This is a genomic window from Halovivax limisalsi, from assembly GCF_023093535.1.
Taxonomy (GTDB): Archaea; Halobacteriota; Halobacteria; order Halobacteriales; family Natrialbaceae; genus Halovivax; species Halovivax limisalsi.
In genome coordinates, this window is sequence record NZ_CP095757.1 from 2,662,426 (window position 1) to 2,686,316 (window position 23,891).

The 23,891-nt window shown below is 67.7% G+C and carries 22 protein-coding genes and 1 pseudogene; 8 read left to right on the plus strand and 15 right to left on the minus strand.

All coding sequences use genetic code 11. The annotated features are described in order from the left end of the window. Positions 1-81: 81 nt before the first annotated feature. The 6 genes from MXA07_RS12400 to MXA07_RS12425 all read right to left on the minus strand — a co-directional run bounded on the left by MXA07_RS12400 (position 82) and on the right by MXA07_RS12425 (position 5,690). Positions 82-366, minus strand: coding sequence for a translation initiation factor eIF-1A (locus tag MXA07_RS12400; protein ID WP_282102521.1), 285 nt, complete (start codon positions 364-366; stop codon positions 82-84). Positions 367-450: 84 nt separating this feature from the next. Continuing rightward, entirely contained in the window at positions 451-1,311 is an 861-nt protein-coding gene (locus MXA07_RS12405; protein WP_247728909.1) for a UbiA family prenyltransferase, read from the minus strand. A 98-nt stretch (positions 1,312-1,409) separates the two neighbouring features. Then, positions 1,410-2,519, minus strand: a complete 1,110-nt coding sequence (locus MXA07_RS12410) for a pyridoxal phosphate-dependent aminotransferase (RefSeq protein ID WP_247728910.1) — start codon at positions 2,517-2,519, stop codon at positions 1,410-1,412. Between the two features lie 153 nt (positions 2,520-2,672). Continuing rightward, positions 2,673-2,903, minus strand: coding sequence for a hypothetical protein (locus tag MXA07_RS12415; RefSeq protein WP_247728911.1), 231 nt, complete (start codon positions 2,901-2,903; stop codon positions 2,673-2,675). 169 nt (positions 2,904-3,072) lie between these two features. After that, positions 3,073-3,936, minus strand: a complete 864-nt coding sequence (locus MXA07_RS12420) for a 2-oxoacid:ferredoxin oxidoreductase subunit beta (protein ID WP_247728912.1) — start codon at positions 3,934-3,936, stop codon at positions 3,073-3,075. Continuing rightward, positions 3,933-5,690 (minus strand): 2-oxoacid:acceptor oxidoreductase subunit alpha, encoded by a 1,758-nt coding sequence (locus MXA07_RS12425; protein ID WP_247728913.1) that lies wholly within the window; start codon positions 5,688-5,690, stop codon positions 3,933-3,935. Before MXA07_RS12425 ends, MXA07_RS12420 begins: the two co-directional genes overlap by 4 nt. A gap of 275 nt (positions 5,691-5,965) precedes the next feature. On the opposite strand from MXA07_RS12425, the gene MXA07_RS12430 reads away from it, so the two are divergent. Continuing rightward, positions 5,966-6,601, plus strand: a complete 636-nt coding sequence (locus MXA07_RS12430; protein ID WP_247728914.1) for a ferredoxin--NADP reductase — start codon at positions 5,966-5,968, stop codon at positions 6,599-6,601. Between the two features lie 84 nt (positions 6,602-6,685). Here MXA07_RS12430 and MXA07_RS12435 read toward each other — a convergent pair whose 3' ends face one another. Beyond that, entirely contained in the window at positions 6,686-7,081 is a 396-nt protein-coding gene (locus MXA07_RS12435; RefSeq protein WP_247728915.1) for a pyridoxamine 5'-phosphate oxidase family protein, read from the minus strand. 72 nt (positions 7,082-7,153) lie between these two features. Next, a pseudogene (locus MXA07_RS12440) lies at positions 7,154-7,275 on the minus strand (methylmalonyl-CoA epimerase); the annotation flags it as partial. A gap of 253 nt (positions 7,276-7,528) precedes the next feature. On the opposite strand from MXA07_RS12440, the gene MXA07_RS12445 reads away from it, so the two are divergent. Beyond that, entirely contained in the window at positions 7,529-8,452 is a 924-nt protein-coding gene (locus MXA07_RS12445; protein ID WP_247728916.1) for a hypothetical protein, read from the plus strand. Between the two features lie 327 nt (positions 8,453-8,779). Here the strand turns inward: MXA07_RS12445 and mce are convergent, their stop codons facing one another. Then, positions 8,780-9,163, minus strand: coding sequence for a methylmalonyl-CoA epimerase (mce, locus tag MXA07_RS12450; protein WP_247728917.1), 384 nt, complete (start codon positions 9,161-9,163; stop codon positions 8,780-8,782). A 262-nt stretch (positions 9,164-9,425) separates the two neighbouring features. On the opposite strand from mce, the gene MXA07_RS12455 reads away from it, so the two are divergent. Continuing rightward, positions 9,426-9,716, plus strand: coding sequence for a hypothetical protein (locus MXA07_RS12455; protein ID WP_247728918.1), 291 nt, complete (start codon positions 9,426-9,428; stop codon positions 9,714-9,716). A gap of 106 nt (positions 9,717-9,822) precedes the next feature. Here MXA07_RS12455 and MXA07_RS12460 read toward each other — a convergent pair whose 3' ends face one another. Continuing rightward, positions 9,823-11,508: an acyl-CoA mutase large subunit family protein gene (locus MXA07_RS12460; RefSeq protein WP_247728919.1), complete on the minus strand. Its 1,686-nt coding sequence runs from the start codon at positions 11,506-11,508 to the stop codon at positions 9,823-9,825. Between the two features lie 242 nt (positions 11,509-11,750). Between MXA07_RS12460 and MXA07_RS12465 the strand changes: the two genes are divergently transcribed. Next, a complete protein-coding gene (locus tag MXA07_RS12465; RefSeq protein ID WP_247728920.1) occupies positions 11,751-13,025 on the plus strand; it encodes a potassium channel family protein in 1,275 nt (424 codons plus the stop codon). Continuing rightward, the gene (locus MXA07_RS12470; protein ID WP_247728921.1) at positions 13,022-14,209 is read left to right on the plus strand and encodes a TrkA C-terminal domain-containing protein; all 1,188 of its coding nucleotides are present in this window, start codon (positions 13,022-13,024) and stop codon (positions 14,207-14,209) included. The genes MXA07_RS12465 and MXA07_RS12470 overlap by 4 nt, the downstream gene beginning before the upstream one ends. 25 nt (positions 14,210-14,234) lie before the next feature. Here the strand turns inward: MXA07_RS12470 and MXA07_RS12475 are convergent, their stop codons facing one another. Further along, positions 14,235-14,813: a GNAT family N-acetyltransferase gene (locus MXA07_RS12475; protein WP_247728922.1), complete on the minus strand. Its 579-nt coding sequence runs from the start codon at positions 14,811-14,813 to the stop codon at positions 14,235-14,237. 300 nt (positions 14,814-15,113) lie between these two features. On the opposite strand from MXA07_RS12475, the gene MXA07_RS12480 reads away from it, so the two are divergent. Then, complete coding sequence (locus MXA07_RS12480; protein ID WP_247728923.1) at positions 15,114-17,120, plus strand: AMP-binding protein; 2,007 nt, start codon at positions 15,114-15,116, stop codon at positions 17,118-17,120. Between the two features lie 70 nt (positions 17,121-17,190). Here the strand turns inward: MXA07_RS12480 and MXA07_RS12485 are convergent, their stop codons facing one another. Next, positions 17,191-17,586, minus strand: coding sequence for a hypothetical protein (locus tag MXA07_RS12485; protein ID WP_247728924.1), 396 nt, complete (start codon positions 17,584-17,586; stop codon positions 17,191-17,193). 497 nt (positions 17,587-18,083) lie between these two features. On the opposite strand from MXA07_RS12485, the gene MXA07_RS12490 reads away from it, so the two are divergent. Both MXA07_RS12490 and MXA07_RS12495 read left to right on the plus strand, forming a co-directional pair. Continuing rightward, the gene (locus MXA07_RS12490) at positions 18,084-19,040 is read left to right on the plus strand and encodes an outer membrane protein assembly factor BamB family protein (RefSeq protein ID WP_247728925.1); all 957 of its coding nucleotides are present in this window, start codon (positions 18,084-18,086) and stop codon (positions 19,038-19,040) included. Positions 19,041-19,179: 139 nt separating this feature from the next. Then, complete coding sequence (locus MXA07_RS12495; RefSeq protein ID WP_247728926.1) at positions 19,180-21,057, plus strand: S9 family peptidase; 1,878 nt, start codon at positions 19,180-19,182, stop codon at positions 21,055-21,057. Positions 21,058-21,170: 113 nt separating this feature from the next. Here MXA07_RS12495 and MXA07_RS12500 read toward each other — a convergent pair whose 3' ends face one another. From MXA07_RS12500 to MXA07_RS12510, 3 genes are all read right to left on the minus strand, one after another. Then, a complete protein-coding gene (locus tag MXA07_RS12500; protein ID WP_247728927.1) occupies positions 21,171-22,100 on the minus strand; it encodes a DUF7983 family protein in 930 nt (309 codons plus the stop codon). A 189-nt stretch (positions 22,101-22,289) separates the two neighbouring features. Next, on the minus strand, positions 22,290-22,793 hold the full coding sequence (locus MXA07_RS12505; RefSeq protein ID WP_247728928.1) for a YciE/YciF ferroxidase family protein: 504 nt from the start codon (positions 22,791-22,793) through the stop codon (positions 22,290-22,292). A 145-nt stretch (positions 22,794-22,938) separates the two neighbouring features. Further along, complete coding sequence (locus MXA07_RS12510; RefSeq protein WP_247728929.1) at positions 22,939-23,700, minus strand: hypothetical protein; 762 nt, start codon at positions 23,698-23,700, stop codon at positions 22,939-22,941. Positions 23,701-23,891: the final 191 nt, after the last annotated feature.

Here is a 23,891-nt window from a genome sequence, read left to right on the forward strand (position 1 = left end):
TGCCTATAAACGTTTTTGCGGAGCGGGAAGTCAGCGCGGTGCCGCCGCTACGGACCCGGTCGCGAGCAGAAGAACGAAACGTCAGTCGATGTGGCCTTCGCGGCGCAGCTGCGTGGCGTCCTGGTTGGTGTAGCGCCACTCGATGGTCGCCTTCTCGTCCTGCCAGTCCCACGGCTCCGCGACGACGACGTCGTCCTCTTCGATCCAGGTCCGGTACTTCATTCGACCGGGGATCCGACCGAGTCGCTCGACACCGTCAGCACAGCGCAGCTGCACGTGGTTGCCTCCGAGGTGGTCGGTGACCACCGCGAAAACTTCGTCGTTCGAGGGCATGCGGAGGTTCCGCCGCCCGGATTCTTCACTCACACCCTCCCTACTCGGTCAGGACGTATAAATGGGCGGGAGGCACGATACCACGGTTCGGACGGATACTGATCCAAGGGCACGCCGCTACAGAACGCGCCCGAGCGGTTCGAACCAGACCGCCGCCACGAGGACCGCGAGGAAGACGTAACAGCCCCGGATCAACAGCATCGTGGCGATCTCGGGACCGCCGCGCCGGGCGACGAGCGCGACGGCGGCGAGGACGGCGACGGCGACGACGCTTCCCGGCGGGAAGAGACCGATGGCGACGAATCCCAGACAGCCGACCAGGCCGGCCGCAATCAACCCGTACGCCAGTTCGATCGCTCGCCGCGGACCGACGGCGACGGCGACGGACCGCTTTCCGATCGATCGGTCGTAGGCGACGTCGGTCGTGTCGTCGACCACCTTGATCCCGGTGAGGACGACGACGAAGACGGCCGCGAACGCGAGCGCGAGCGATCCGACGACGCCGACCTGAACGTAATAGCCGCCGAGGATCGCCAGGCCGATCCCGACCGGATACCCCATCGTCGCGCCGATCGGGTGCATGTCGAGCTGCGGCGCGTGGAGGTACGCGATCAGCCAGGTCGGCAGCGTCAATCCGGCGGCGACGAGATCGACGCGCGTAGCCAGCCCGAGCAGCGCGGCGCCGAAGAGCGCCGTCGCGCCGCCGAGTCCCAGGAGACAGCCGGTGACGGTGAGCGGGTGATCGTCGTCCTCGTCGCGAAGGTGAAAGTCGACGTAGCCGTCCTTGACGTGGGCCGTGTACACCGCGGCGAAGATCGCGACTGCGTGTAACGCGGCCGCCAACGGGTCGGTCCCGGCGGCGAGAACGCCGCCGAACAGCGACGCGGCGACGGGCGGCAGCATGAACACCGGGTGGACCTGCGAGGCGAACGCCCGGAGACCCGATCGGACGCCGGTTCCGTGGCGAGCGACGGCCATACCCGTCCCACCACGAACGGCCTGAAAATATACGGGGTGTGTCGGACGTCGGTGGTGGCGCTCCCGTCGGCGTCGAAGACGGCGTCCCCGTCCGATCGCTACCGGACCGCTCGCGTCGCGTCGTCGATGATTTCGAGCGCCTCCTTCAGCTCCTCCGTCCCCGTCGCGTAGGAGAGGCGGGCGTAGCCCTCGCCGTGCTCGCCGAACGCCCCGCCCGGGACAACGACGACGCCGCGATCGAGTACTTCCTCGCACCAGCCCTCGGGGACCTCGGGCATCGCGTAGAACGCGCCCGCCGGCGTCGGGACCGTCAACCCGGCGTCCTCCAGCCCGTCGACCACGAGGTCGCGACGATCCTCGAACGTGGCGACCATCTCCTCGACCGGGTCCTGCGGCCCGGAGAGGGCCGCCTCGGCCGCGTACTGGGCGGGTGCGGAGGCGCAAGCCTGGACGTACTGGTGGACGCGCAGCATCCGTTCGATGCGTCGGTGCGACCCCGTCACCCAGCCCAGCCGCCAGCCGGTCATCGAGTAGGTCTTCGAACAGGCGCCGATCGTGACGACGTTATCCGTCTCCGCGTACGCCATCGGCGAGTGGTGCTCGCCGTCGAAGACGATGTGCTCGTAGACCTCGTCGGAGATGCAGAGCACGTCGTGCTCGTCGGCGATGCGGGCGAACTCGCGCACGTCGTCCTCGGAGGCGACCGCACCCGTCGGATTCCCGGGACTGTTGACGATGAACGCCGCGGTGTCGTCGGTGATGGCATCCTCGACGGCAGCCGGGTCGATCGTGAGGTCCTCGCGCAACGCGACCGGCTTCGGGACCCCGCCGGCGAGGTTCGTCAGCGCGTCGTAGGCGACGAAGCCGGGATCGGGAAAGACGACCTCCTGACCGGCATCGACGTGGGCCTCGAGCGCGAGGTGCAGCGCCTCGCTTCCCCCGGCCGTCGCGATAACGTCGCTCGGGTCGATCGAGCGGTCGTAGGCGCCGACGATCGCTTCGCGCAGCGCTTCCGTCCCCTTGTTCGACGTGTACGGATCCGTCTCGTGTGACTCGATCGCCTCGATCGCCGCCCGCGAGGCGTGCTCGGGCGTCGGGAAGTCCGGTTGCCCGAGGCCGAGGTTGATCGCGTCCTCGCCTGCCGCTTCGAACACCTCGCGAATGCCGCTGATCGAGACGTTTTCGACTCGCGTCGAGAACCCCGTCATACTCGACAGGGTGGACCGGAACCCGATAACTCTTGCTGGTGCGGGCGACGAACGAAACGGCCATTTGTTGAACGGATGTGAGATCGCAGCGCCCACGAGACGGGTGCGGATCGACTCGTGACCGTTTCGCCCAACAGCTGGTTGCGCGTGCCCTCACTCGGCGGCGTCGACGATTCGCGTCGCACCCGATCGCGGATCGACGTGCACCCGCACTCGGCCGGCGGCCGTCGTCGCCGGGACGATCCACGTCGATCGGGTCCGGTGGGGGAGCGAAACCTCGATCGCATCGTACCCGGCCGATTCGAGCGCATCGGCGGCGCGTCTCGTCGCCGCATCGACGGACGGTACGGTCTGCGTCGGTGCTCGACGCTGTGCGGTTGTCATCGGCCTTCTATCTATATCTATGCTACCACCACACATGAACCAGGTCGGCGGTTCCCACTCGCCGGGAGCGTGCCGGTGGACCCCACACTCGATCCGCGTGGAACTCGCATCCAACCGTAAGGACCGAGACGCTGACAGGAGGGGACGGTCGAAAAATCGTCGGCGGAGATCAGTAGAACTCGCGGACGAGGTCCATCGCGTCCTCGGGCGCACCGTCGGGAATCTCGGACATGTCCGCGTCGATCCCGTGCTGCTCGTCGTACGGGACGGACGTTTCGTCCTGATACATCACGCCCTGGTACTCCTTGTCGGCGTCGAGGATGACCTCCTTCGCGCTCTCGTAGTCGGTCGGGTCGTGGCCCTCCTCCTCGAGGTCGACGAGGGTGTCGCGGAAGTAGTCGTAGGTGTCGACGTCGTTGAACGTCACGCACGGGCTGAAGACGTTGACGAAGCCGAAGCCGTCGTGCTCGATCGCGGCCTCGACGATCTCGGTGTGACGCATCGCGTCGGAGGCGAACGACTGGGCGACGAACGTCGCGCCGGAGGCCAGCGCGAGCGCGAGCGGGTTGACCGGCGGCTGCTGGGGGCCCTCGGGCGTCGTCGACGTCTCGAAGTCCGAGCGCGAGGTCGGCGAGGCCTGGCCCTTCGTCAGCCCGTAGATGCGGTTGTCCATGACGACGTAGGACATGTCGACGTTCCGGCGGACGGCGTGGACGAAGTGGCCGGCGCCGATCGAGTAGCCGTCGCCGTCGCCGCCGGCGACCATGACCTCGATGTCTGGCCGGGCCATCTTGACGCCGGTGCCGACCGGCAGGGCGCGCCCGTGGACGCCGTGGAGCGCGTAGCTGTGCATGTAGGTGCCGATCTTACCCGAACAGCCGATGCCGGCGACGACGAACGTGTTGTCGGGGTCGTTGCCCGTGTTCGCCAGGGCCTTCATCATGCCGTTCATGGTCCCGAAGTCGCCGCAGCCGGGACACCAGGTCGGTTGCTTGTCGGACTTGAAGTCGGTGAATCTGACGTCTGAACTCATTGTGCTGGTACCTCCGCGGCGAGCGCCGCCTCGATGTCGTCTGCGAGTTCGTCCGCCTTGAAGCGAACGCCCGTGTACTTGTTGATGCGTTTGACGCGGGTCAGCGTATCGTGTTCGATCACGTCGGCGAACTGTCCCGACGCGTTACACTCGACGACGACCACGTCGTCGGCCGCCTCGACGTCGTCGGAGAGGTTCGGACGCGGGAAGAGATAGGGGACCGAGAGGACGCGGACGGAGACGTCGCGCTCGTCGAGCAGGTCGAGCGCCTCGACGATCGCACCCTCGTTCGACCCCCACGAGATGACGAGATCGTCGGCGTCCGGGTCGCCGAACTCGCGGTAGTCCCAGTCCTCCTCGGCCCTGGCGGTCTCCACTTTCCGGTTACGTTTGTCGACCTGCTGGACGCGAACGTCCGTCTCCTCGGTCCGGCGGCCGAGTTCGTCGTGCTCGAGGCCGGTACTCATGTGCGCGCCGTCGAGCGTGCCCGGGAGCGCTCGGGGACTGATGCCGTCGTCGGTCGCGGCGTGGGCGCGGAAGCGACCCTCGTCGTCGAGCCACGCCTCGACGTCGTCCTCGTCGACGATCTTCCCGCGGTCGATCTCGACGTCGTCCATGTCGAAGGCCTCCGGCGGGAACGTCTGTTCGGTGACCGACATCGCCAGATCGGAGACGAGGAAGACCGGCGTCTGGTACTTCTCCGCGAGGTTGAACGCCTCGATCGTCTTCCAGAAGCACTCGGTGACGGTCGTCGGGGCGACGACGAAGCGCGGGACCTCGCCGTGGCCGCCGTAGAGGACCATGTTCAGGTCGCCCTGCTCCTGCTTCGTCGGCATCCCCGTCGAGGGACCGGAGCGCTGCACGTCGGCGATGACGAGGGGTGTCTCGCTCGTCGCCACGAGGCCGAACGTCTCGGTCATGAGGTCGATCCCCGCCCCGGAGGTCGCCGTCATCGAACGCGCGCCGCCGCGAGCGGCGCCCAGCGCCATGTTGATTGCGGAGAGTTCGTCCTCGGCCTGGACGACGTGGCCGCCGTAGTCGTCGATGCGGCCCGTCAGGTACTCCATGATCGAGGTCGCGGGGGTGATGGGGTAGCCCGCGTAGAAGCGGCAGCCGGCGGCGATGGCGCCCATGCCGATCGCCTCGTTGCCGTTCAGCAGGACGTAGTCCTCGTCTGTCGTCTCCAAATTGTAGCCGAGGCGATCGAGGTCGTAGTGCTCCTCGACGTACTCCTGGCCGAGTCTGGCTGCCTCCCTGTTGTTCTCGACGATCTTCGAGCCCTTGCCGCCGAAGCGCTTCTCCAGGGCTTCGTCGAGGTACTCGACGTCGAAGCCGGTGATCTCACAGGCCGCGCCGAGCGCGACGATGTTTCGCATGATTGCCCCGCCGGCCTCTTCGGCCAGGGACTTCAGCGGAACGTCGACGGCCGTGATCTCCTCCGGGATCTCCGCGTCCCAGGATCGTTCGCCGTCGTAGATGACGGCGCTGCCGTCGTGCATTTCGTCGAGATTCTCGTCGATGGTGCGCTGGGTGAGCGCGACGAGAATGTCGAGCCGATCGACGACGCTCTGGACGTCCTCGACGGCCGTCCTGATCTTGTAGGCCGTGTACCCGCCCCGGATGCGCGAGGCGAAGTCCTTCGAGGTAAACACGTGCCGTCCCGCCCTGGAGAGCGCCTGGGCGAAGATCTTGCCGGTGGAGTCGATACCGTCCCCGGCCTCGCCGCCGATGGCCCAGTTGAGGTCTGCAGCCATGTTCTAGCGGCCCTTACCCGGGGGAGCAGAAAAGGGTTCTGAAACCCCCGGTCACGTTCCGGCCGCGTGAACCTCTGGACCGGGTGTATAGTACATATTCGACCATGTCAATCGCCCGCGCGACGGGCCCGTTCGGGCCGTTCTCGACCGTCGAAGTCGGCCGACACTACACCGTCGTGAGGCGGACGACCGGGCGACACCCCGACGCGATACACCCGTCGCACCGATCGGCGACACAAGCGAATTCATTTACCGCCGACGGTCGAACGACGGATATGGAACGCGAATCGGTGACGATCGCGGCCGTTCGCGACGTCGGGCCCGGTACCGTCGCGCTCGATCTCGAGACGCCGGACGGGTTCGACGCGCTCCCCGGCCAGTTCGTCCTGCTCCGGGCGAGTCCGGACGACGAGGAGATCGCCCGCCACTACACGCTCTCGTCGCCGTCGGTCGACGAGACGTTCGAGGTGACCGTCGGTGTCGATCCAGAAGGCGACCTCTCGCCCTGGCTCGCCGACCGCGAACCGGGCGACGTCGTCCACATCGAGGGACCCTTCGGCGAGATCAAGTACGACCGAGACCGCGACGTGGTCGCCATCGCCGGCGGTCCCGGCGTCGGCCCGGCGGTCGCCATCGCCGAAGCGGCGCGCGACGCGGGCCACGACGCGGCCGTCATCTACCAGGACGACGAACCGGCCCACCGCGATCGCCTCGATGCGCTCGCGGACGCGGGAGTGCCCGTCACGGTGCTCGAACAGGGTGACGAGGGGCTCCGCGAGGCCATCGCTGAACACGTCGACGACGGCCAGTGCTACGCGTTCGGCTTTTCGGACTTCGTCCGGACGGTCGCCGACGCCATCGACGAGGCGGGCGGCGATTCGGACGACGCGCTGATCGAGAACTTCGGCTGATCGGGGGAGACGGAGAGCGCAGCCGGGGCCATATCACGCAGCGGTACGGCCCCAATCCGGTTATCGGTGCCTCCGATCCGCACTTCAGAACACTTCGGTCGGTCGTATTTTCAGGAGGACGCGTTCGGTCCGGATCTCGGACGGATACTCCGGGGTCCCCGTGTACCGACCGGCGAGTTCGTCCGCGTGCTCGCGGGCGCCGTCGGTCGTCACCGCGGTCACCTCACCGATGATCGAGAGGTGGCGGTACGGATCGTCCGGGTCGGTCATGCTGATGCCGACGGACGGATCCCGGGCGACGTTGCGTTCCTTGCGTCGCCCCCGCTCGGTGTTGACGAGCACGCGATTCGCGTCGGCGTCGTAGTCGATCCAGACCGGCGTCACGTGCGGATCGTCGTCCTCGGTGAGCGTCGCGACGTGCGCGAAGGTGCGTTTCTCGAACAGGTCCAGGTACTCCTCCGGGATCGGCGTCTGAGCCATCGCGTTCACGCTCGGCCGCCTCCCATTTGACTCTGGGGCACGACGTCGCCCGAACCAGTCGGCCCTCGATGGTCAGTACTCGACGAACTCGATCAGAACGCCGCCGGTGTCGGCGGATGGAGGAAGGCGACGTCGTGACCCCGCACGCCAGGTCGCGGCTCCGCGTCGACCAATCGGATGTCGAGATCGCGGGCGACCGCTCGCCCCAGCGTCGGCCGGGTTCGCCATCGCCGACCCGGCCGAACCCGTGTACATCCATTCGGAATTCGACTAGCTGTACGGCAATAGATAAATCGACACGGGGGTTCGGTTCGATCGATCCGATTCTTCCGACCGAAAGACCCGACCGAACCGAAATCAGGAGCGCACAAAACCGACGGACGGCACGGTGAAACGACCGTTTCACCTACGGTGACGTTCTTATCGTTCGACCCGGATCACTCGCCCATGCAACGACGAGAGATACTCGGCGCTTTCGGAACGGTCGGAACCGGCACCATCGTAGCGAGTCGCCTGGCGGACGGATCGAACGGCGACACCGACGACGATTCGAGCGGTCGGCCGGCCGAATCCCGCTCGGCAGAGACGCAGGACGGCAACGCCGTGCCCGCTGATCGGGAGTGGACGGGCGAAACCCACGAAGTCGGCGATCCGGCCGAGGTCCCGTTCCCCGGCCGGAATACGCCGCACGAGGTCGAAGTTCGAAACGGATCCGACGAGTCTCGCCGGGTTTCGGTCGCGGTTTCCGCGGACGACGGCGACCGCGACCGGTCGTTCGAGGCGACCGCGGACCTCGATCCGACCGAGACGCGCCGCGTGGTGCTGCACGAACCGGGAACGTACGTGATCGACCTCGGCACGGACGACGACCGCGTCGTGGAGCGGATCGGTCACTCGTGGTTCGACTGCAACGAGTCGAAAACGACGGCCGAGGTCGAGTCGAGCGGCGTCGACGTTCGCTCACTTTCGACGTCGGTCGCCTGCCGGACCCCGCGCGTGAAGTCGTCGACGGTCGAGCGCACCGACGCAGGCTGTGCCGGCGGCGAGTCCAACGACCGCCCCGGATTCGACGGTCGGACGTCCATCTCGTGTGCGGAGCGAGCCGTCGTGATCGAGGGGACGATCATCGCGCCGACGCCGTGTCACGACGTGACCCTCCAGGACGTCACCTACGACGCGGGTCGCGACGACCTCCAGGTGACCGTCGCCTCCCGGGAGCCCTCTGGCGACGGCGGATGCATCCAGTGCGAGGCCGCGCTGGAGTACGTGGCGACCGTCGAATTCGAGCGGGGATTTCCGGGCAGCGTCGACGTCGAACACGCCGACGTGAACGGAACGACCCTCGGTGCGAGCGACGGCGAGTCGCCCTGATCGGCTCCCGCAACCGCCCTGAACCACTCCACCCGAAGACGCAAGTTCCGTTCGCTGCCGTCAGGCCCTCCAGCATCGACGCGGCTCCACAGCCCTCGCCGGTGCCCACGGATAGCGACTGCTGACGCCACCGTCCATTCGCCTCCACTCCCCGATCCCGCCGGGGCTCGCGACCGACGGATCGGATGGCTCCGAACGCGAACTGCGGATGCCCTCGACCGCGGCGTGCGCTGTGGACGCCCACACAGTTCCGGCGCGCACTACGGAGGCCCACGACCGCAGGTTCGCCGACCGCGTCCGGTTCGCGAGCCGGTACTTCTCGGTCGCTCAGTGCTCGACGAACTCGATCAGGACACCGCCGGTATCGGCCGGATGGAGGAAGGCGACGTCGTGACCCCAGGCGCCGGGGCGGGGCTCCTCGTCAACCAGCCCGATTTCGAGTTCGCGAGCGGTCGCGAGCGCGGCGGCGACGTCTGCCGTCTCGAACGCGAGGTGGTGAATGCCGGGTCCGTTTTCGTCGAGGTACCGGGCGATGGTCCCGCCCTCGGTCGGTTCGAGTAGTTCCAGATAGCCGCCGCCGACGTCGAGGAAGACGACGCGCATCCCGTCGAACGTCTCTTCGTGGGCCACCTCGAACCCGCAGAGGTCCCCGAACAGGGCCGTCAGTTCGGCCGCGTCCTCGGTCGCGATTCCGGCGTGATCGAAACGCATCGTCGGGTGGGTCGGTCCCGAATCGGGGAGAGTGTTGCGTTCCGTGACGGGCCGTCGGTTCCCACCGACCGGTCGGATCGGGGGATCTGACGATGACCGCTCCGCCGGACCGTCCGTCGATTCGGGTCCGACGTATCCCCGTTCGGTCACCGAGTGGGGTACCGAACGACATCGCCTCGGACGGATTCGCCTCGTCGCCTCCCGATGAATTCTGCCAAAACGTAATCGGAAGATACACGGTCTCGTGAGCGAACGAGAGCGTATGGAGTTGTCGGTTCTGACGGGTGCGGGGTTCGTCCTGCTTGCCGTCCTTCTCGTCCTGTACAGCGCGGTGCATCACGTTGCCGACGGAGAGAAGGAAGCGCTGTACGTCTCCGGCGAGATGCGCACCGTCCTGGACGAAGGCATTACCGTCGTCCCGCCGTTCGTCTCCGAGACCCGTGCGATCGATCCGGAGACGATGACGATCGAAACCGACGACGGCCGGGTCGACGTGCCCGACGAATTCGAGGCCGAGGTTCGCGAGACATCCCCACCACAGGCGGAACACTGACGGGCCGACGCTGGCGCAGTCCGGACGCCCCATCGACGCCGATTCGTCGATTCACCCCCCAGGTCGAGATCCTCCGCGAGTCGGGTTCCCGTCACCGGCGGGTGAATCAGACCGTACCGCCGCCCTGGTACTCGCCGAATTCCTCGCGGAGGACGTTACAGATCTCGCCGACCGTGGCGTGGGCCTTCACCGCGTCGATGATGTAGGGCATGAGGTTGTCGTCGCCGCGAGCCGCCCGGCGAACGGCTTCGAGGGTCGCCGCCGCTTCCTCCGCGTCCCGCTTCGCGCGAGCGTCCTCCAGACTCTCGATCTGGCGCCGCTGGTCTTCCGCCGTCACTTCCTGGACGTCCATCTCCTGGCCCGCCTCGTCAGTCTCGAACTCGTTGACGCCGACGATGACGCGCTCGCCGCTCTCGATCTCCTGCTGGCGATCGAAGGCCGTGTCCTGGATCTGGCGCTGGACCCACCGTGATTCGACGGCGTCGAGCATGCCGCCGCGCTCGTCGACCTCCTCGAGGATGTCGTAGGCGTCGGCTTCGACCTCGTCGGTGAGGCTCTCGACGTAATAGCTGCCGGCCAGCGGGTCGATCGTGTCGGCCGCGCCGGATTCGTGTGCGAGGATCTGCTGGGTGCGCAGCGCGGTCCGCACCGACTCCTCCGTGGGCAACGCGAGGGCCTCGTCCTTGCCGTTGGTGTGGAGGCTCTGGGTGCCGCCGAGGACGGCCGCGAGCGCCTGGTAGGCGACGCGGACGACGTTGTTCTCGATCTGCTGGGCGGTGAGCATCGAGCCCGCCGTCTGGGTGTGGAACTTGAGCTGCTTGGACTTGGGGTTCTCGGCGTCGAAGCGCTCCTCCATGATGTCGTGCCACATCCGCCGGGCGGCCCGGAACTTCGCGACCTCTTCGAAGATGTTGTTGTGGCCGTTGAAGAAAAAGGAGAGTTGCGGTGCGAACTCGTCGACGTCGAGCCCGGCGTCGACGGCCGCCTCGACGTACTCGATGCCGTTGCCGAGCGTGAAGGCGAGTTCCTGGGCGGCGGTCGAGCCGGCCTCGCGGATGTGATAGCCGGAGATCGAGATCGTGTTGAAGTTCGGCGTCTCCTCGGCGCAAAAGTCGAAGATGTCCGTGATGATCCGCATCGAGGGCTCGGGCGGGTAGATGTAGGTGTTGCGCGCGATGTACTCCTTCAGGAGGTCGTTCTGGATCGTCCCGCGCAACTGCTCGCGGTCGACGCCCTGGCGGTCCCCGACGGCGATGTACATCGCGAGCAGGACCGACGCGGGCGCGTTGATCGTCATCGAGGTCGAGACCTCGTCGAGCGGGATCCCGTCGAAGACGGTGAGCATGTCGTCCAGCGAGTCGATGGCGACGCCGGCCTTGCCGACCTCGCCGGCGGCCATTTCGGCGTCCGAGTCGTAGCCCATCTGGGTCGGCAGGTCGAAGGCCATCGATAGGCCCGTCTGGCCCTGGTCTAACAGGTAGTGATAGCGCTCGTTGGTGTCCTCGGGCGTCGAGAACCCGGCGTACTGGCGCATCGTCCACAGACGGCCGCGGTAGCCCGTCGAATACACGCCGCGCGTGTACGGCGGCTCGCCGGGATATCCCAGGTCTTCCTCGTAGTCGAGATCGGCGACGTCCGCGGGCGTGTAGAGGCGATCCACCTCCTGGCCGTTCGTGTCCGTCGTGAACGTCTCCTTGCGCTCGCCGAACCGGTCGACCACCGGTTCGACCGTTTCCTCGCGCCACTCCGCCCGGCCCTCGCGGATCGACTCGAGGTCGTCGGGGTCGAACATTGTCGGAGGGAACGGGGTCGCGGGGCTTGAAACTTGAGAAATCCGCCAACCTCGCCCGGGAGGGGTGCGACGGCGCTCGCCGGTCCACGGGATCGGGGGTCGAGCTGGTCGGACGCCCGGAGCGGTCCCGAATCGCGGTGCTCGAGTACCGCCGCGCCCGGGTCCATCGGACGAAGACGGCGCGACCGAGTCCGTCGGTTCGTGGCGCCACGCCTATATGGATCCGGCGGCCAGAGGGGTTCATGGATGCCGATCTAGCCGCCGACGTCGTGATCGGGCTCTACCTCGGGGTGCTCACCTCGATCTTCCCCGCCCTGATCGCGTTCGCGCTCGGCTTCGTCTTCAAGTACGTGACGGGCGTCACCGTCCCCGGCCTCGGTGTCGTCGTCCTCGGCGGCGGCCTGGCCGGGATCTCCGGCGGGCTTCTCGGACTGCTCGATCCGGCCGTCGCGGGGACGCCTGCGGGGATCACGGCGCTGCTCGTCGTCCTGATGGTCTGTCTCTGGGCCCACAGCATCGGCGACACGCTCGGGGCGCGCCTTCCCCGGCGGCTGACGCTCTCGGGGCTCCGCGGACGCGGCCTGGCGCCGGACCTCGCGGAACACATCGACCGCTTCGGCCAGATCCGCCTGCGACCGATCGGGGAGGTCGAGAGCATCGAGGGCTACCCGCCCCTGCCGGCGGAACTCCGGGAGGCCCTCGGCGCGTCGACCTGGACGCTCCCCGCCGATCGATCGCTGTCGGAGCTGGAGACGGAACTCGCCGAGCAGATCTCGAGCGAATTCGACGTGGCCGAGGTATCGGTCTCCGTCGACCGGCGGGGACACGTCGAACTCGCCGCCGCGCCCGCCACCGCGGGGTTGTCGCGATCGATTCGGCCCGGACACCGGGCGGTGACGGTCCGCACCCTCCTGCCGACGGGGCTCGCGCGCGGCGACGAGGTGGCGCTCACCGTCGGCGAGGACGAGACGGTTACCGGCGCCGTCGTCGGCGCACAAACTGACGACGACGAACCGGGGCGACCGAACGCGGACACCGATCCGACCGGGCGACCACCCGACGAGGATCCGGATCCGCCGTCCGAACGAGACACGGAACCGGAAGCGCCCGGTGACCGACCGATCGCGACGCCGAGCGCCGGGACGACGACCGGCGGACGCGGACAGGTCTCGGTGTCGCTCCCGGCCGGCGACGCAGGTCGAATTCTCGCGTCGGACGCGGCGAAGCTGACCGTCCGGGCCGGGGGCAGCCACCGCGAGTTCGCCCTGGTCAGTCTCCTCCAGCGGGCGGGCAACCGGTTCGAACGGATCTCGATCGCCGCCGGAAGCGACCTCGACGGGGTGACCATCGACGAGGCGGCGGTCCGGGACGCATTCGAGGTCGCCATCCTGTCGATTCGACGCGCCGGGCAGCGCATCGTCGGGCCCGCCGGGGACGAGGGGCTCCGCGCCGGCGACGAGGTGCTCGTCGTCGGGAACCCGCCGGCGCTCGATCGATTCGAGGAGGCGGTCGCATGAGCACGTCGGCCGTCGGGCTGGTCCTCGAGAACGCGGTGGTCGTCCTGGCGCTGCGGGTTCTCGGCCTGGCGATACTCTCCGGCGTCGTCACCGCCGTCGCCGCGTTCTTCTTCGCGCGCTACGGGGGCGAGTCGCTCCCCGACGGGCCGGCGCTGCTGGTCGGGCTGGGGAGCGTGGCCATCTACCTCAACACGCGCGTCGCGCTCGTCCAGTTCCTCGGCGACGGCGGCGATCCGGTGACGCTGAGCGCAGCCGCCTCGAACCTCGTCGTCCTGGGCGCCGCGGCGATGACCGCGCTCGCCGGCGGGCGCTTCGGGACCGAGGTGGCCGAGTCGGATCGTTTCCGCTCCGGCGGGTTCGCACGGGATCTGAGTCCGCTCGTCCGGGCGACCGGCCGCTCGATCGCCGTAGAACTGCCGGAGGTGGTCGCAGACATCGAGGGCTACGATCCGGTCGCCGAGGAGACGCGGACCGCGATCGCGGGGACGACGCTTCACTTCCCGCGCGGTCTCACGGTCGAGGAACTCGAAGCCGAACTCGCCACGCGGCTGAAAGCCAGATACGACGTCGGCACCGTCGACGCGGATATCACCGCCGACGGCACGGTCGAGTACCTCGCCGTCGGCCAGCGCGCCGCCGGTCTCGCGCCCACCATCCCGCCGGGCTACGAGGTAACAGCGGTGACCGCGGATCCACCACGGAGTGCCTCGCCGGGCGACGCAATCCAGCTCTGGCGAGCGGGCGAGCGGGTCGCCTCGGGAGAGGTGCGCGCGACCGCCGGACGGACCGTCACCCTCGTCGGCGTGGAGGGAGCCTTCGACGCGGTCGATCCGACGGCGTCGTACCGCCTGGTCACGCTGCCGGCCGATTCGCGGATCGATCGGGAGTTCGTCACGGCGCTGCGTCGGGCGGAGCAGACGACGAGCGAGGTTTCGATCGAGGCGGAGAGCCCGCTGGTCGGCCGGTCCGTCCGTGACGCGCCGGGGACGATCGTCGCGATCCGAACCCGGACCGGCGAACTCGTCACGATTCCCGATCCGGACCGGCGGCTCGAGGCCGGCGACGTGCTCTCGGTCCTCGGACTGCCCGCGACGCTACGGGCGCTCGCGTCGGAGGCGACCGAAACGGCCGCCGAACCCGATCCGACCGGCCCCGACGTCGAGTCCCTCGAACTGGAACGGTAAGGAGCCCGGATGGACCCTGTTACCGTCACGTCTCGTACTTGTACGTGGCCGTCTCGGGGTCGATGCCGAACTCCTCCGGATCGGTCTCGTCGTCGCCCGCGGCTTCCTCCTTGCTGGCCGCTTTGAACGCGTCCCGAAGTCGGTCGGGGACGGTAAAGTCGTCGACGGCGACGCGAAGCGGCTTCGCGTCGGGATCGACGCCGTCGCGCTTCGCCTCGAGCCGGGACTGCAAGACGGCCGGGAGCGAGTCGACGTCGATCGACTCGAAGCCGAATCGGGCGAGGTACGGTCCCTCGCTCGTGAGTGCGTAGACGCGCTCGAACCCCTGGTCGCTCGCGTAGTCGACGAGTCGCTCGACCACGTGGGCACCGACGCCCTGGTCGCGCCAGGCCTCGAGGACGCCGATGCTCGTCAGTTCGCAGACGGGATCGCCGTCGTCCGGTCGGTGGATCCGAATGCGTCCGAAGCCCGCCTTCTCGTTCGAGACCTCGTCGATCGCGACCACGTAATCGCGGGACCGAAACGCCGTGTCGTCCAATCCGAGTTCCTCGATCCGATCGAGAAGCCACACCTCCTCTCGGTTCTTCGCGTCCCGGACGTACATACGAACCCCTAATCTCGCCGACGCAATAGCGCTTGGGGTCTCCGGCCGCCCGGCCCGCGGCCCGCGCGGCTCTCGAGGGCTGAGAGTGGTGGAGACTCGTTCACCCCCGGTTCTCGGTCGGTGCCAGTCGAGGCCGCTGGCCGACCGGTCACGGCAGCAACCGCGACAGCCGAAACCCGTTACGACGGCCCGGTGGCATCACCGCGGCTGTCGTCTCCCACCCGACGAGCGGGGATACGTTCCGCCCGGCGACGATGGCAAATTTCTTCGGGGTGTGCGTGAAACCGTCGGGCGAGCACAATGACGGGCGAGTACATCGACGAGGTGGTCCACGAACCGTCGCCGGCGTTCGCCGAGTCGACGAACGTCAGGCGGTTCATGCGGACCTACGACATCGACGACTACGAGGAACTGATCGAGCGCACGACGACCGACGTCGACGGCGTCGAGGCCTCGGGGATCGAGTGGTTCTGGGACGAGCTCGTCGATTACCTCGACATCGAGTTCGACGAGCCCTACGACGCGGTCCGCGACGATTCCGACGGCCCGCAGTTTACCGACTGGTATCCCGGCGGAGAACTCAACATCGCCCGCAACGTTCTCGATCGCCACGCCGCGCTCGACTCGCCCCAGCGTAACACCGTGGCGACGATCTGGGAGGGCGAAGACGGCGAAGTCAGGGAGGTAACCTACCACGACCTCCACCGGCAGGCCAACCGGGTGGCGAACGCCCTCGCGGAACGGGGCGTCGGCGTCGGCGACACCGTCGGCCTCTACATGCCGATGGTCCCCGAGGTCGTCTCGATCCTCTACGGCTGTTTCAAGGTGGGCGCCATCGCCGTCCCCATCTTCTCCGGCTTCGGCGTGGACGCGATCGCGACGCGGATCGCGGACGCCGAGCCCGCCGTCCTGTTCACCGGCGACGGCTTCCTCCGTCGCGGCGACCCTATCACGCTCAAGGAGTCCGGGGACGAGGCCATCGGGCAGGCCGGCCACGTCGAACACACCATCGTCTTCGATCGACTCGGCGCCAGCGACCCCGACACCGATATCGAGATCCCGTGGGACGACGATCGCGACGAGTGGTGGGCCGACGCCGTCGCCACGCAGGAACCCGCCTACGACACCCGCTCGCTCCCCTCGGATCAGGAATCGATGCTCCTCTATTCGTCGGGGACGACCGGCAAACCGAAGGGGATCGTCCACACCCACGCCGGCGTCCAGGTGCAGTGCGCGAAGGAGTTGCACTTCGGGATGGACCTCAAACCCGCCGATCGGTTCTTCTGGGTCTCGGACATCGGCTGGATGATGGGGCCGTGGACGCTCATCGGCGTCCACACCTTCGGCGGCACCGTCTTCATGTACGAGGGCGCGCCCGACCACCCCGAGCCCGATCGCTTCTGGGAGCTGATCGACCGCCACAAGCTCACGCAGTTCGGCATCTCGCCGACCGCGATCCGGGCCCTGCGCAAGCACGGCGACGAGTGGGTCGACGGCCACGACCTCTCCTCGCTGCGGATCCTCGGTTCCACCGGCGAGCCGTGGGATCCCGAATCCTGGCTGTGGTTCTACGAGACGATCGGCGGCGAGGAATGCCCGATCGTCAACATCTCCGGCGGAACGGAGATCTGCGGCTGCTTCCTCATGCCCATGCCCGACCAGCCGCTGAAACCCTGCACGCTGGGCGGTCCCGGTCTCGGCATGGACGTCGACATCGTCGACGCCGACGGCGAGTCCGTCGCCGACGACCACGAGCGCGGCTACCTCGTCGCGCGCGACTCCTGTCCGTCGATGACGAAGTCGCTCTGGTCCGGCGACGAGCGCTACCTGGAGGAGTACTGGTCGACGTGGGACGACCTCTGGGACCACGGCGACTGGGCCCAGCAGGACGCGGACGGCTTCTGGTTCCTCCACGGACGGGCCGACGACGCGCTCAACGTCGCCGGGCGCAAGGTCGGACCCGCCGAGGTCGAGGGCGCGCTCATCGACCACCCGGCGGTGAACCAGGCCGCGGCCGTCGGCGCCCCGGACGAGACGACCGGGACCGCGGTGGTCGCGTACGTGATCCTGGAGGACGGCGAGTCGGAGTCCGAGGCGCTGCGCGAGGAGCTGCGCGAGCAGGTCGGCGAGGAACACGGCAAGCCGTTCCGCCCGCGCGAGATCCTCTTCGTCGACGAGTTTCCCAAGACCCAGTCGGGCAAGATCATCCGCCGCGCGATCGAGGCCACCTACACCGGCGAGGACCTGGGCGACCTCTCGAGTATCGAGAACCCCGGGGCGCTCGACGCGCTCGAAGCGGCCAGGTAATCGCACCCCACACTCTCGGTCCGCCCTCGCGTCCGGTACCTGCAACCCGCGCTCGATCGATCCGCCGTCATCAGGTCGCTGCCGTGCGGTCGATCGACCCTTCGGCGAGGAGTTCGAGGGCGGAGGCGAGCGTCTCGTCGAACGCCAGGACGACGACGTTGTTGAACACGAAGAGCAAGTAGAACCCCACGACTGCGACGAGAAAGACGAGATCGACCGGGTGCGAGAGGTAGTGTCCGACGACCACGACCGCCGCCGCGTAGGTGATCGCCGCGAGCGCGACGCCGGGATAGCCGAGCAGGCCGTAGAAGTAGATCGTCACCGGATTGAGCTCGCTCGCGTACGGGACCGTAATCAGGAGGACGGCCGTCACCATGTCGATCAGCCACAGCAGGTGATACGTCCGACGGAGGTGGCGGGAGTCGGGGGGATCCAGACGAAACCGAGACAACCGGGTGGCTGGCATAGTTGGACTATCCGCTTCGAAGATGGATAGGGACGCTGCCGGAATATGTGCGGTGGGCACCGGCTATCGTGGATCAGGACTGACCGCCGGTGGTGTGCCGAATGGAATTATTCGGCCCGGTTCGTGTATACACAGAAACGTATTTGTTTCAGCTATCGCTACTGGCACGCATGGATCGCCGCCACCTCCTCGCCGAAATGGGAATCGCAGGGCTGTCGCTCGGAATCGCGGGCTGTACCGGACTGATCCGCGACGAGGACCCCGCCAGCAAACCGAAGAACGACGACTCGGAGGTCGAACCAAACAGTACCGCGCCCGGTTCCGAGGGCGACAGCGGGCAATCCGATGGCGACGCAGCGAGCGAGGAAACCGAGTCCGAACCCGCGTCGAGCGATGGTCCGGACCCACCGGCGAAACCGACCGGTCCGATACAGCAGCTCGACCGGGAGTGGTCGGCGGATATCGGCGGTCCGCCGTTCGGTGAAAGCAACGAAACCGTGTTCGTTCGCGGGGAAGGTCTCACTGCACTCGATGGACCGACCGGATCTCGACTGTGGCAGGTACGTAGCGGCTGGACGGATTCCATGTATCCTTCGATCGACGACCGGGCGTATTACGGCTGGGTGTCGGACGTGCCGAGTAATGGCGGCGTCGTCGCCCTCGATTCTGACGGAACCAGGCGATGGACCGACGAGACGAGTGGAGTTTTCGCTCCGCCGATCGTGACCGACAAATCCGTGGTCGTGGCCGGGACCACTGGAGTCGTCTCTGCATTTTCCCGCGCTACTGGCCGAACGGAGTGGCAGCGTTCGCTACCGGGAGTCGATGCGAATGATTTGGTGACCTCGTTTACCGCAGGCGATGGGACCCTGTACTGCACGGCAGCTGAGAATGCATGGGCGGTTGGGATGGACGGTGGAACGCTCGAGTGGCAGGCGGCGGTCGAAAATGGCTTCGGTGACGACCTGCTAGCGCGGGACGAGCGGCTGTACATTTCCGGCGGCGACCTACGGGTGCTCGAAGATGGTACGCAACGGTGGAGCGTTAGCGGGGACGAGCCGATCGAACTACACGGTGTGGTGGACGACCGTGTCTACGTTACCCGCGGCCGGACGCTTCAGGCACGCGACGCCGGCGACGGCACGATTCGGTGGCGCTACCCGAACGTCGACGCCGTGACCGTCGACGGAACGGCAATCGTAGCAAGCGATTCGGTCGTCGCCCTCGACGCGAACGGGAACGAGGCGTGGTCGATCAAGCTAGAGGGTGCGAAGATCACAACACTCGACAGGTTCGAGGACGGACTCCTCGCGCTCACGCCGGAGAAGGTGTACGCGGTGCACTACGGCGGCACGATACAGGTGGCGGCGGTTCCGAATGTCGAAGCCGTCGAATCCGGCACGTACCTGTACGCGTCGACGGAGGCGAACACGTACGCGTTTGACGTATCGTAATCCGGTTCGGTTACGAGCGACAAACTCCGGCGGCGGAATCAACACCCGTGTTGCTCGCCCGACTGGGGAAGCGAACGGAGCACGATTCGAACTGGTTATTTTCGATATGTTTTACAAACCCTGCACGGAATCCTCCGGTATGACAGTCGAGCTGTCGACCGAGGAGCTGCTCGAGGAACTCGCAAGTCTGCCGACGCTGGCCCACCCGACGACCTCGCCGGACGGTGACGCGGTCGCCTGCTTCTACGATATCACGGGTCGAAACGAGCTCCACGTCGTCGACGCCGAAACGGGGGAGATGAATCAGTGGTCCGACGGCACCGTCCCGCGGAGCGCCCGCTGGTTCGGCGTCTGGGACGCGACGGGCGAGCGGATCTTCTACCACCGCGACGAGGGTGGTGACGAGGAAAACGACATCTACGCGCTCTCGCCGGACGGGACGGCCGAACCGATCGTCGAACTCGACGGGCAGGTCGTCATCCACGACGTCGGCGACGACGGTCGGACGCTGCTCGCCGCCGCGAACCGGGACGGCCAGATGAACCTCTTCCGACACGATCTCGAGACGAGTGAGACGACGAAGGTGACCGACTACGACCTGGCCGTCTGGAACGGGATCCTCGCCCCCGACTGCGAGCGGATGGCCTACGCGGCCAACGAGACCGACGACCTGACGAACCGCGACGCCTACGTCGCGGCCGTCGACGGCTCGAACCCCAGACGACTCGACGTCGGTGAGAGCGGTGCGGAAACCGTCCCGATCGCGTGGGGGCCGGAGGGGCGGCGCTTGCTGCTCGGCGACGACTCGACGGACCTCGCGCGGTTCGGCGTCTACGACCTCGAGGCCGACGCGGTCGCGTGGTACGAGGACGGTCCGTACGAGGAACGGGCCGTGGCGTTCGTCGGCGACGGATCGAGGGTGCTCGCGAACCGCCTGCGAGACGTGCGGTCGATCCCGGTCGTCTACGACCTCGAGACCGGTCGAGCTCGCGAGCTCGACGTCCCGGACGGCGTCTCAGACCTCGGGGCGACCTGGAGCGCGCCCTCGTGCGTGCTCGACGACTCGCGAATCGTCGTTCGCCACACGACGCCGACGAAACGGCCGGAGCTACTGGTCTACGACCTCGAAACGGACTCGTACGAGGTCCTCCTCGAACCCGAGTACGGCCCGTTCGACCGGACCGACTTCCCGGACGCGGAGCACTTCACGTTCACGTCGAACGGCATCCCGGAGACGTCACCGGCCGCCGTCGATCACGACCCGTACGAGGAACTGGAGATCGACGCGCTGTTCTACGATTCGGGCGAGCGACCGTCGCCGCTGGTGGTGGCGCCCCACGGCGGTCCGCGCGCCAGAGACACGAAGCGTTTCAGCCTCTTGCCCCCGTTGCTCGTCTCGCTGGGCTTTTCGGTGTTGCAGGTGAACTACCGCGGCTCGACCGGCCGGGGCCGCGAGTTCGTCGAACGGCTGATCGGCGACTGGGGCGGCGCCGAGCAGGGCGACGTCGCGACCGCGGTCGAACGCGTCGTCGAGACGCGCGAGTGGATCGACGACGACCGGACCGTCGTCTTCGGCGGCTCGTACGGCGGCTACTCCGCCTACTGGCAGCTGGTCCAGTACCCCGAGCTGTACGACGCCGGCATCGCCTGGATCGGCGTAACCGACCTCGAAGACATGCACGAGAACACGTTCGACCACTACCGGACCGGTCTCATGGAGCGCTACCTCGGCACGCCCGAGGAGAACCCAGAACTGTACGAGGAGCGAAGCCCGGTCGCGCACGTCACGAACCTCGACGCACCGCTGCTGATGGCCCACGGCGTCAACGACAACCGCGTCCCCGTTTCACAGGCGCGCATCTTCCGCGACGCCCTGCTCGAGGCCGGCTACGAAGAGGGCCCGGACGGCGACTTCGAGTACGAGGAACTCGGCGACGAGGGTCACGCCTCCTCCGACCAGGCCCAGAAGCTCCGGACGTTTCGGCTGCTCGCGGACTTCCTCGAGCGGCGGGTCTGATCGGGATCCGCAGCGGGTGGTTCGAGCGTTCGACGCGATCGAACCTGTCGTGCTCACGAGATCGTCGCGTCCAGAGAGCGGCTCCGCCCCGCGAAGTCAGCTCGACGGACCGGTCAATCGCCGGCCAGCGCGTCCTCGATGCGCGACTCGATGTCCGTCAATTCCTCTCTGATCGCCTCGCCCTCGGCGCCTTCGAGCGCGTCGAGCCGATCACGAATCCCGGCGAGCAACTCGAACTTCTCGTCCTCGTCGACGTCGATCTTCTGGACGTAGACGCTCTCGTCGACGTCGTAGACGTCCGACTCATCGAGGTCGGTCACCGAGAGGACGACGTCGAGCTTCGTCCGATCGACGCCGAGGACCCACTCCCGGGGAATCCCGCGCTCGTCGAGGGCCTCGAAGACCGTCTCCTCGTCGCGAACGGAGCGCCGGGTTCGCGTCGTCCGTCGAACCGTCCCGAACCGACCGTGGAGCTGCTGGTCCGGGCCGAGTCGGGCCAGGAGTTCGTCGCGGAGCGTCTTCCGCAGTCGGTTGGCCCCGTGCTGGACGTCGGAGCTGACGACGTAGGCGTCGGTCAGCGAGACGGTCTCGAGTTCGGCCGGGTCCGACAGGTCGAGGCGTTCGACGTGGTCGGCCAGCAAGAGCGCGTCGTCGCGGAGGCGCGTCGGCGGCGCCCTGGCTTCTGCGGGGGAGACGACGTAGGGGCTCTCGCCGGCCGTCGCCTCGTCCGGATCGTAGACGAGCTCGTCGCCGGCGAGGCGGACGTCCGGGGCGAGCGAGAGGACGGCCGCGTAGGGTTCGACGCCCGGCTGGAGCGAGTCGACGTGGATCGGGTGGTCGTCCAGTCGCTCCGTCAGGACGTCGAACTGCTCGCGCCAGAGCGTTCGGCTCTCGCCGCTGTCGACGTAGCTGACGTCGATGCCGTCGTCGGCGATCGATTCGATCGCGAACCGGCGATCCGAGACCGGCGTCTCGAGTTGGCTTCCGGGTTCGAGCGCCTCGACCCGGGTTCGCAGGTCCGACCAGCGGGCGGCGTCGACCATACGAAACGCGACGACGAGCGGCACCAAAATACGTCCGCAGGCACGGTCCGCGGAGAGTCGCGACGAACCGGATCGAGAGCCGACGGCGCTCCCGGCGTCCGGGCGGATGATCATCTCCGGGGACGACCGGACGCGGACCCGAACCGCGAGGGTACGATATCCCGGACCGAGAGCGGCTGGCCGCTCCGATTACGACGGGACGATCTTCTCCCAGAAGGACTTCATCTCCGAGCCGGTCGCCATCGCGTCGAGTTCGCGGTAGGCCGACTTCTCCTCCTCGTGGTTGGCTTCGAGCGGGTCCGTGACGGCGTCGTCGTAGTCGAGGCGATCGGCCATCAGCAGCAGCCCCTCGTAGCTCGTCATCTCGACGCGCTCGGTCATCTTGCCGCCGGTCATGTAGGCCATGTCGCGCATCCCCGGGTCGTCGATCGAGTCGTCCATCGACTCGCGCTCGCGTTTGATCCCGTCGATCACGGCGTCCTCCGTCGGCGCTGGCGTCGAACCGATCTCGTCGAAGACCGACTCGAGTCGCGAGACGTGCTCGCGCGTCTCCTCCCGGTGGTCGGCGAACCCGTCGCTCAGCTTGTCGTTCTCGGCCCGGCGGGCCATGTGGTCGAGTTCGTCGACGAGTTGCGTCTCGGCGTAGTACAGCTGTCGGAGCTTGTGTTCGAACATGTCTTCGAGCGAGTTCATGACAATATCACCGCACCGTGAGGTGCATCGAGGAGCGGCTTAGTCACGACCCACGGACGTGCAAGCGATGCGGGCGGGGTCGGTTCGAACCGCCACGCGCGACCCACCGCGGCTGCGTACTGGACAACCGTCCGAGGGCGTGCGGTCAGACCGGTTCGAGTTCGACGGCGTCGATCGGAATTCGGCGAACCGACGACGGCAGGTCGGTCGAATCGGCGCTCTGGTCCCGGTCCGTGACGATCGCGTCGACGTTCGACCCCGACGCCTCGCCGTCGAGCACGGTCACCCCTTCGGAGACGAGCGGCGCAAGGATTCCGGCCACGACCGCGCGAGGATCGGCGAACGAGGTCGCGACACCGACGCGCGTCCCGGGGTCGATCTCGTGTCCCGTCGCCACCGTCTCCGCCGCTCGGACCGCGGCTGCGTGCGCGATCGATCGGTCGCCGCCATCGGCGGCCAGCAGCGGCGTCGCGGGGTCGATATCGACCGGCGGAAACGACGGGTTCTCGCTCCAGAGGCCGGCGTCGAGGTGGTGGACGTCGGGTGCGGGCGGCTCCCCGTCGTAGCAGACGGCCTGGACCGTCGACGGGCGATCGGAATCGCCCAGCGCGTCGGCCGGCGCGACGTGCGTCCTGATCGCGCCGTCGGCCACGGCCCCCGCCGGCGGCTCGAACCAGGTGCGAGCTTCGAGCAGGGCGGTTCCGAGGAACGAGAGGATCGCGAGCGGACCTCGGCCGTCGATGCCGACGGTCACGCCCCGGCGCGCACCCGTGTGCCGGAGGAAGTTACCCGCCTTCCAGGCCGAGGTGCACAGCCAGTGGGCGTCGTAGGTCCGGCCGCTGGCGTCCACCAGCGCGGGTCGCTCCGATCGACGGTCGCGCGTCAGCCACTCATCGACGGTCGCCACGCGGACTCACCCTCATACGGGACCGTTCGACCCGGGACCGAAAAGCGATCCGGATCCGTCGCGACGGCGACGCGGGGACCGTACGAGCTGACCCCGGTTTCGGGCGGCGGCTCGCGGTCCCGGATGCCGACTTGCAGTCTCAGGTGTCGGCTCGCGATACCGGGGGTGTCCACGCGACGTCCTCGCGAAAT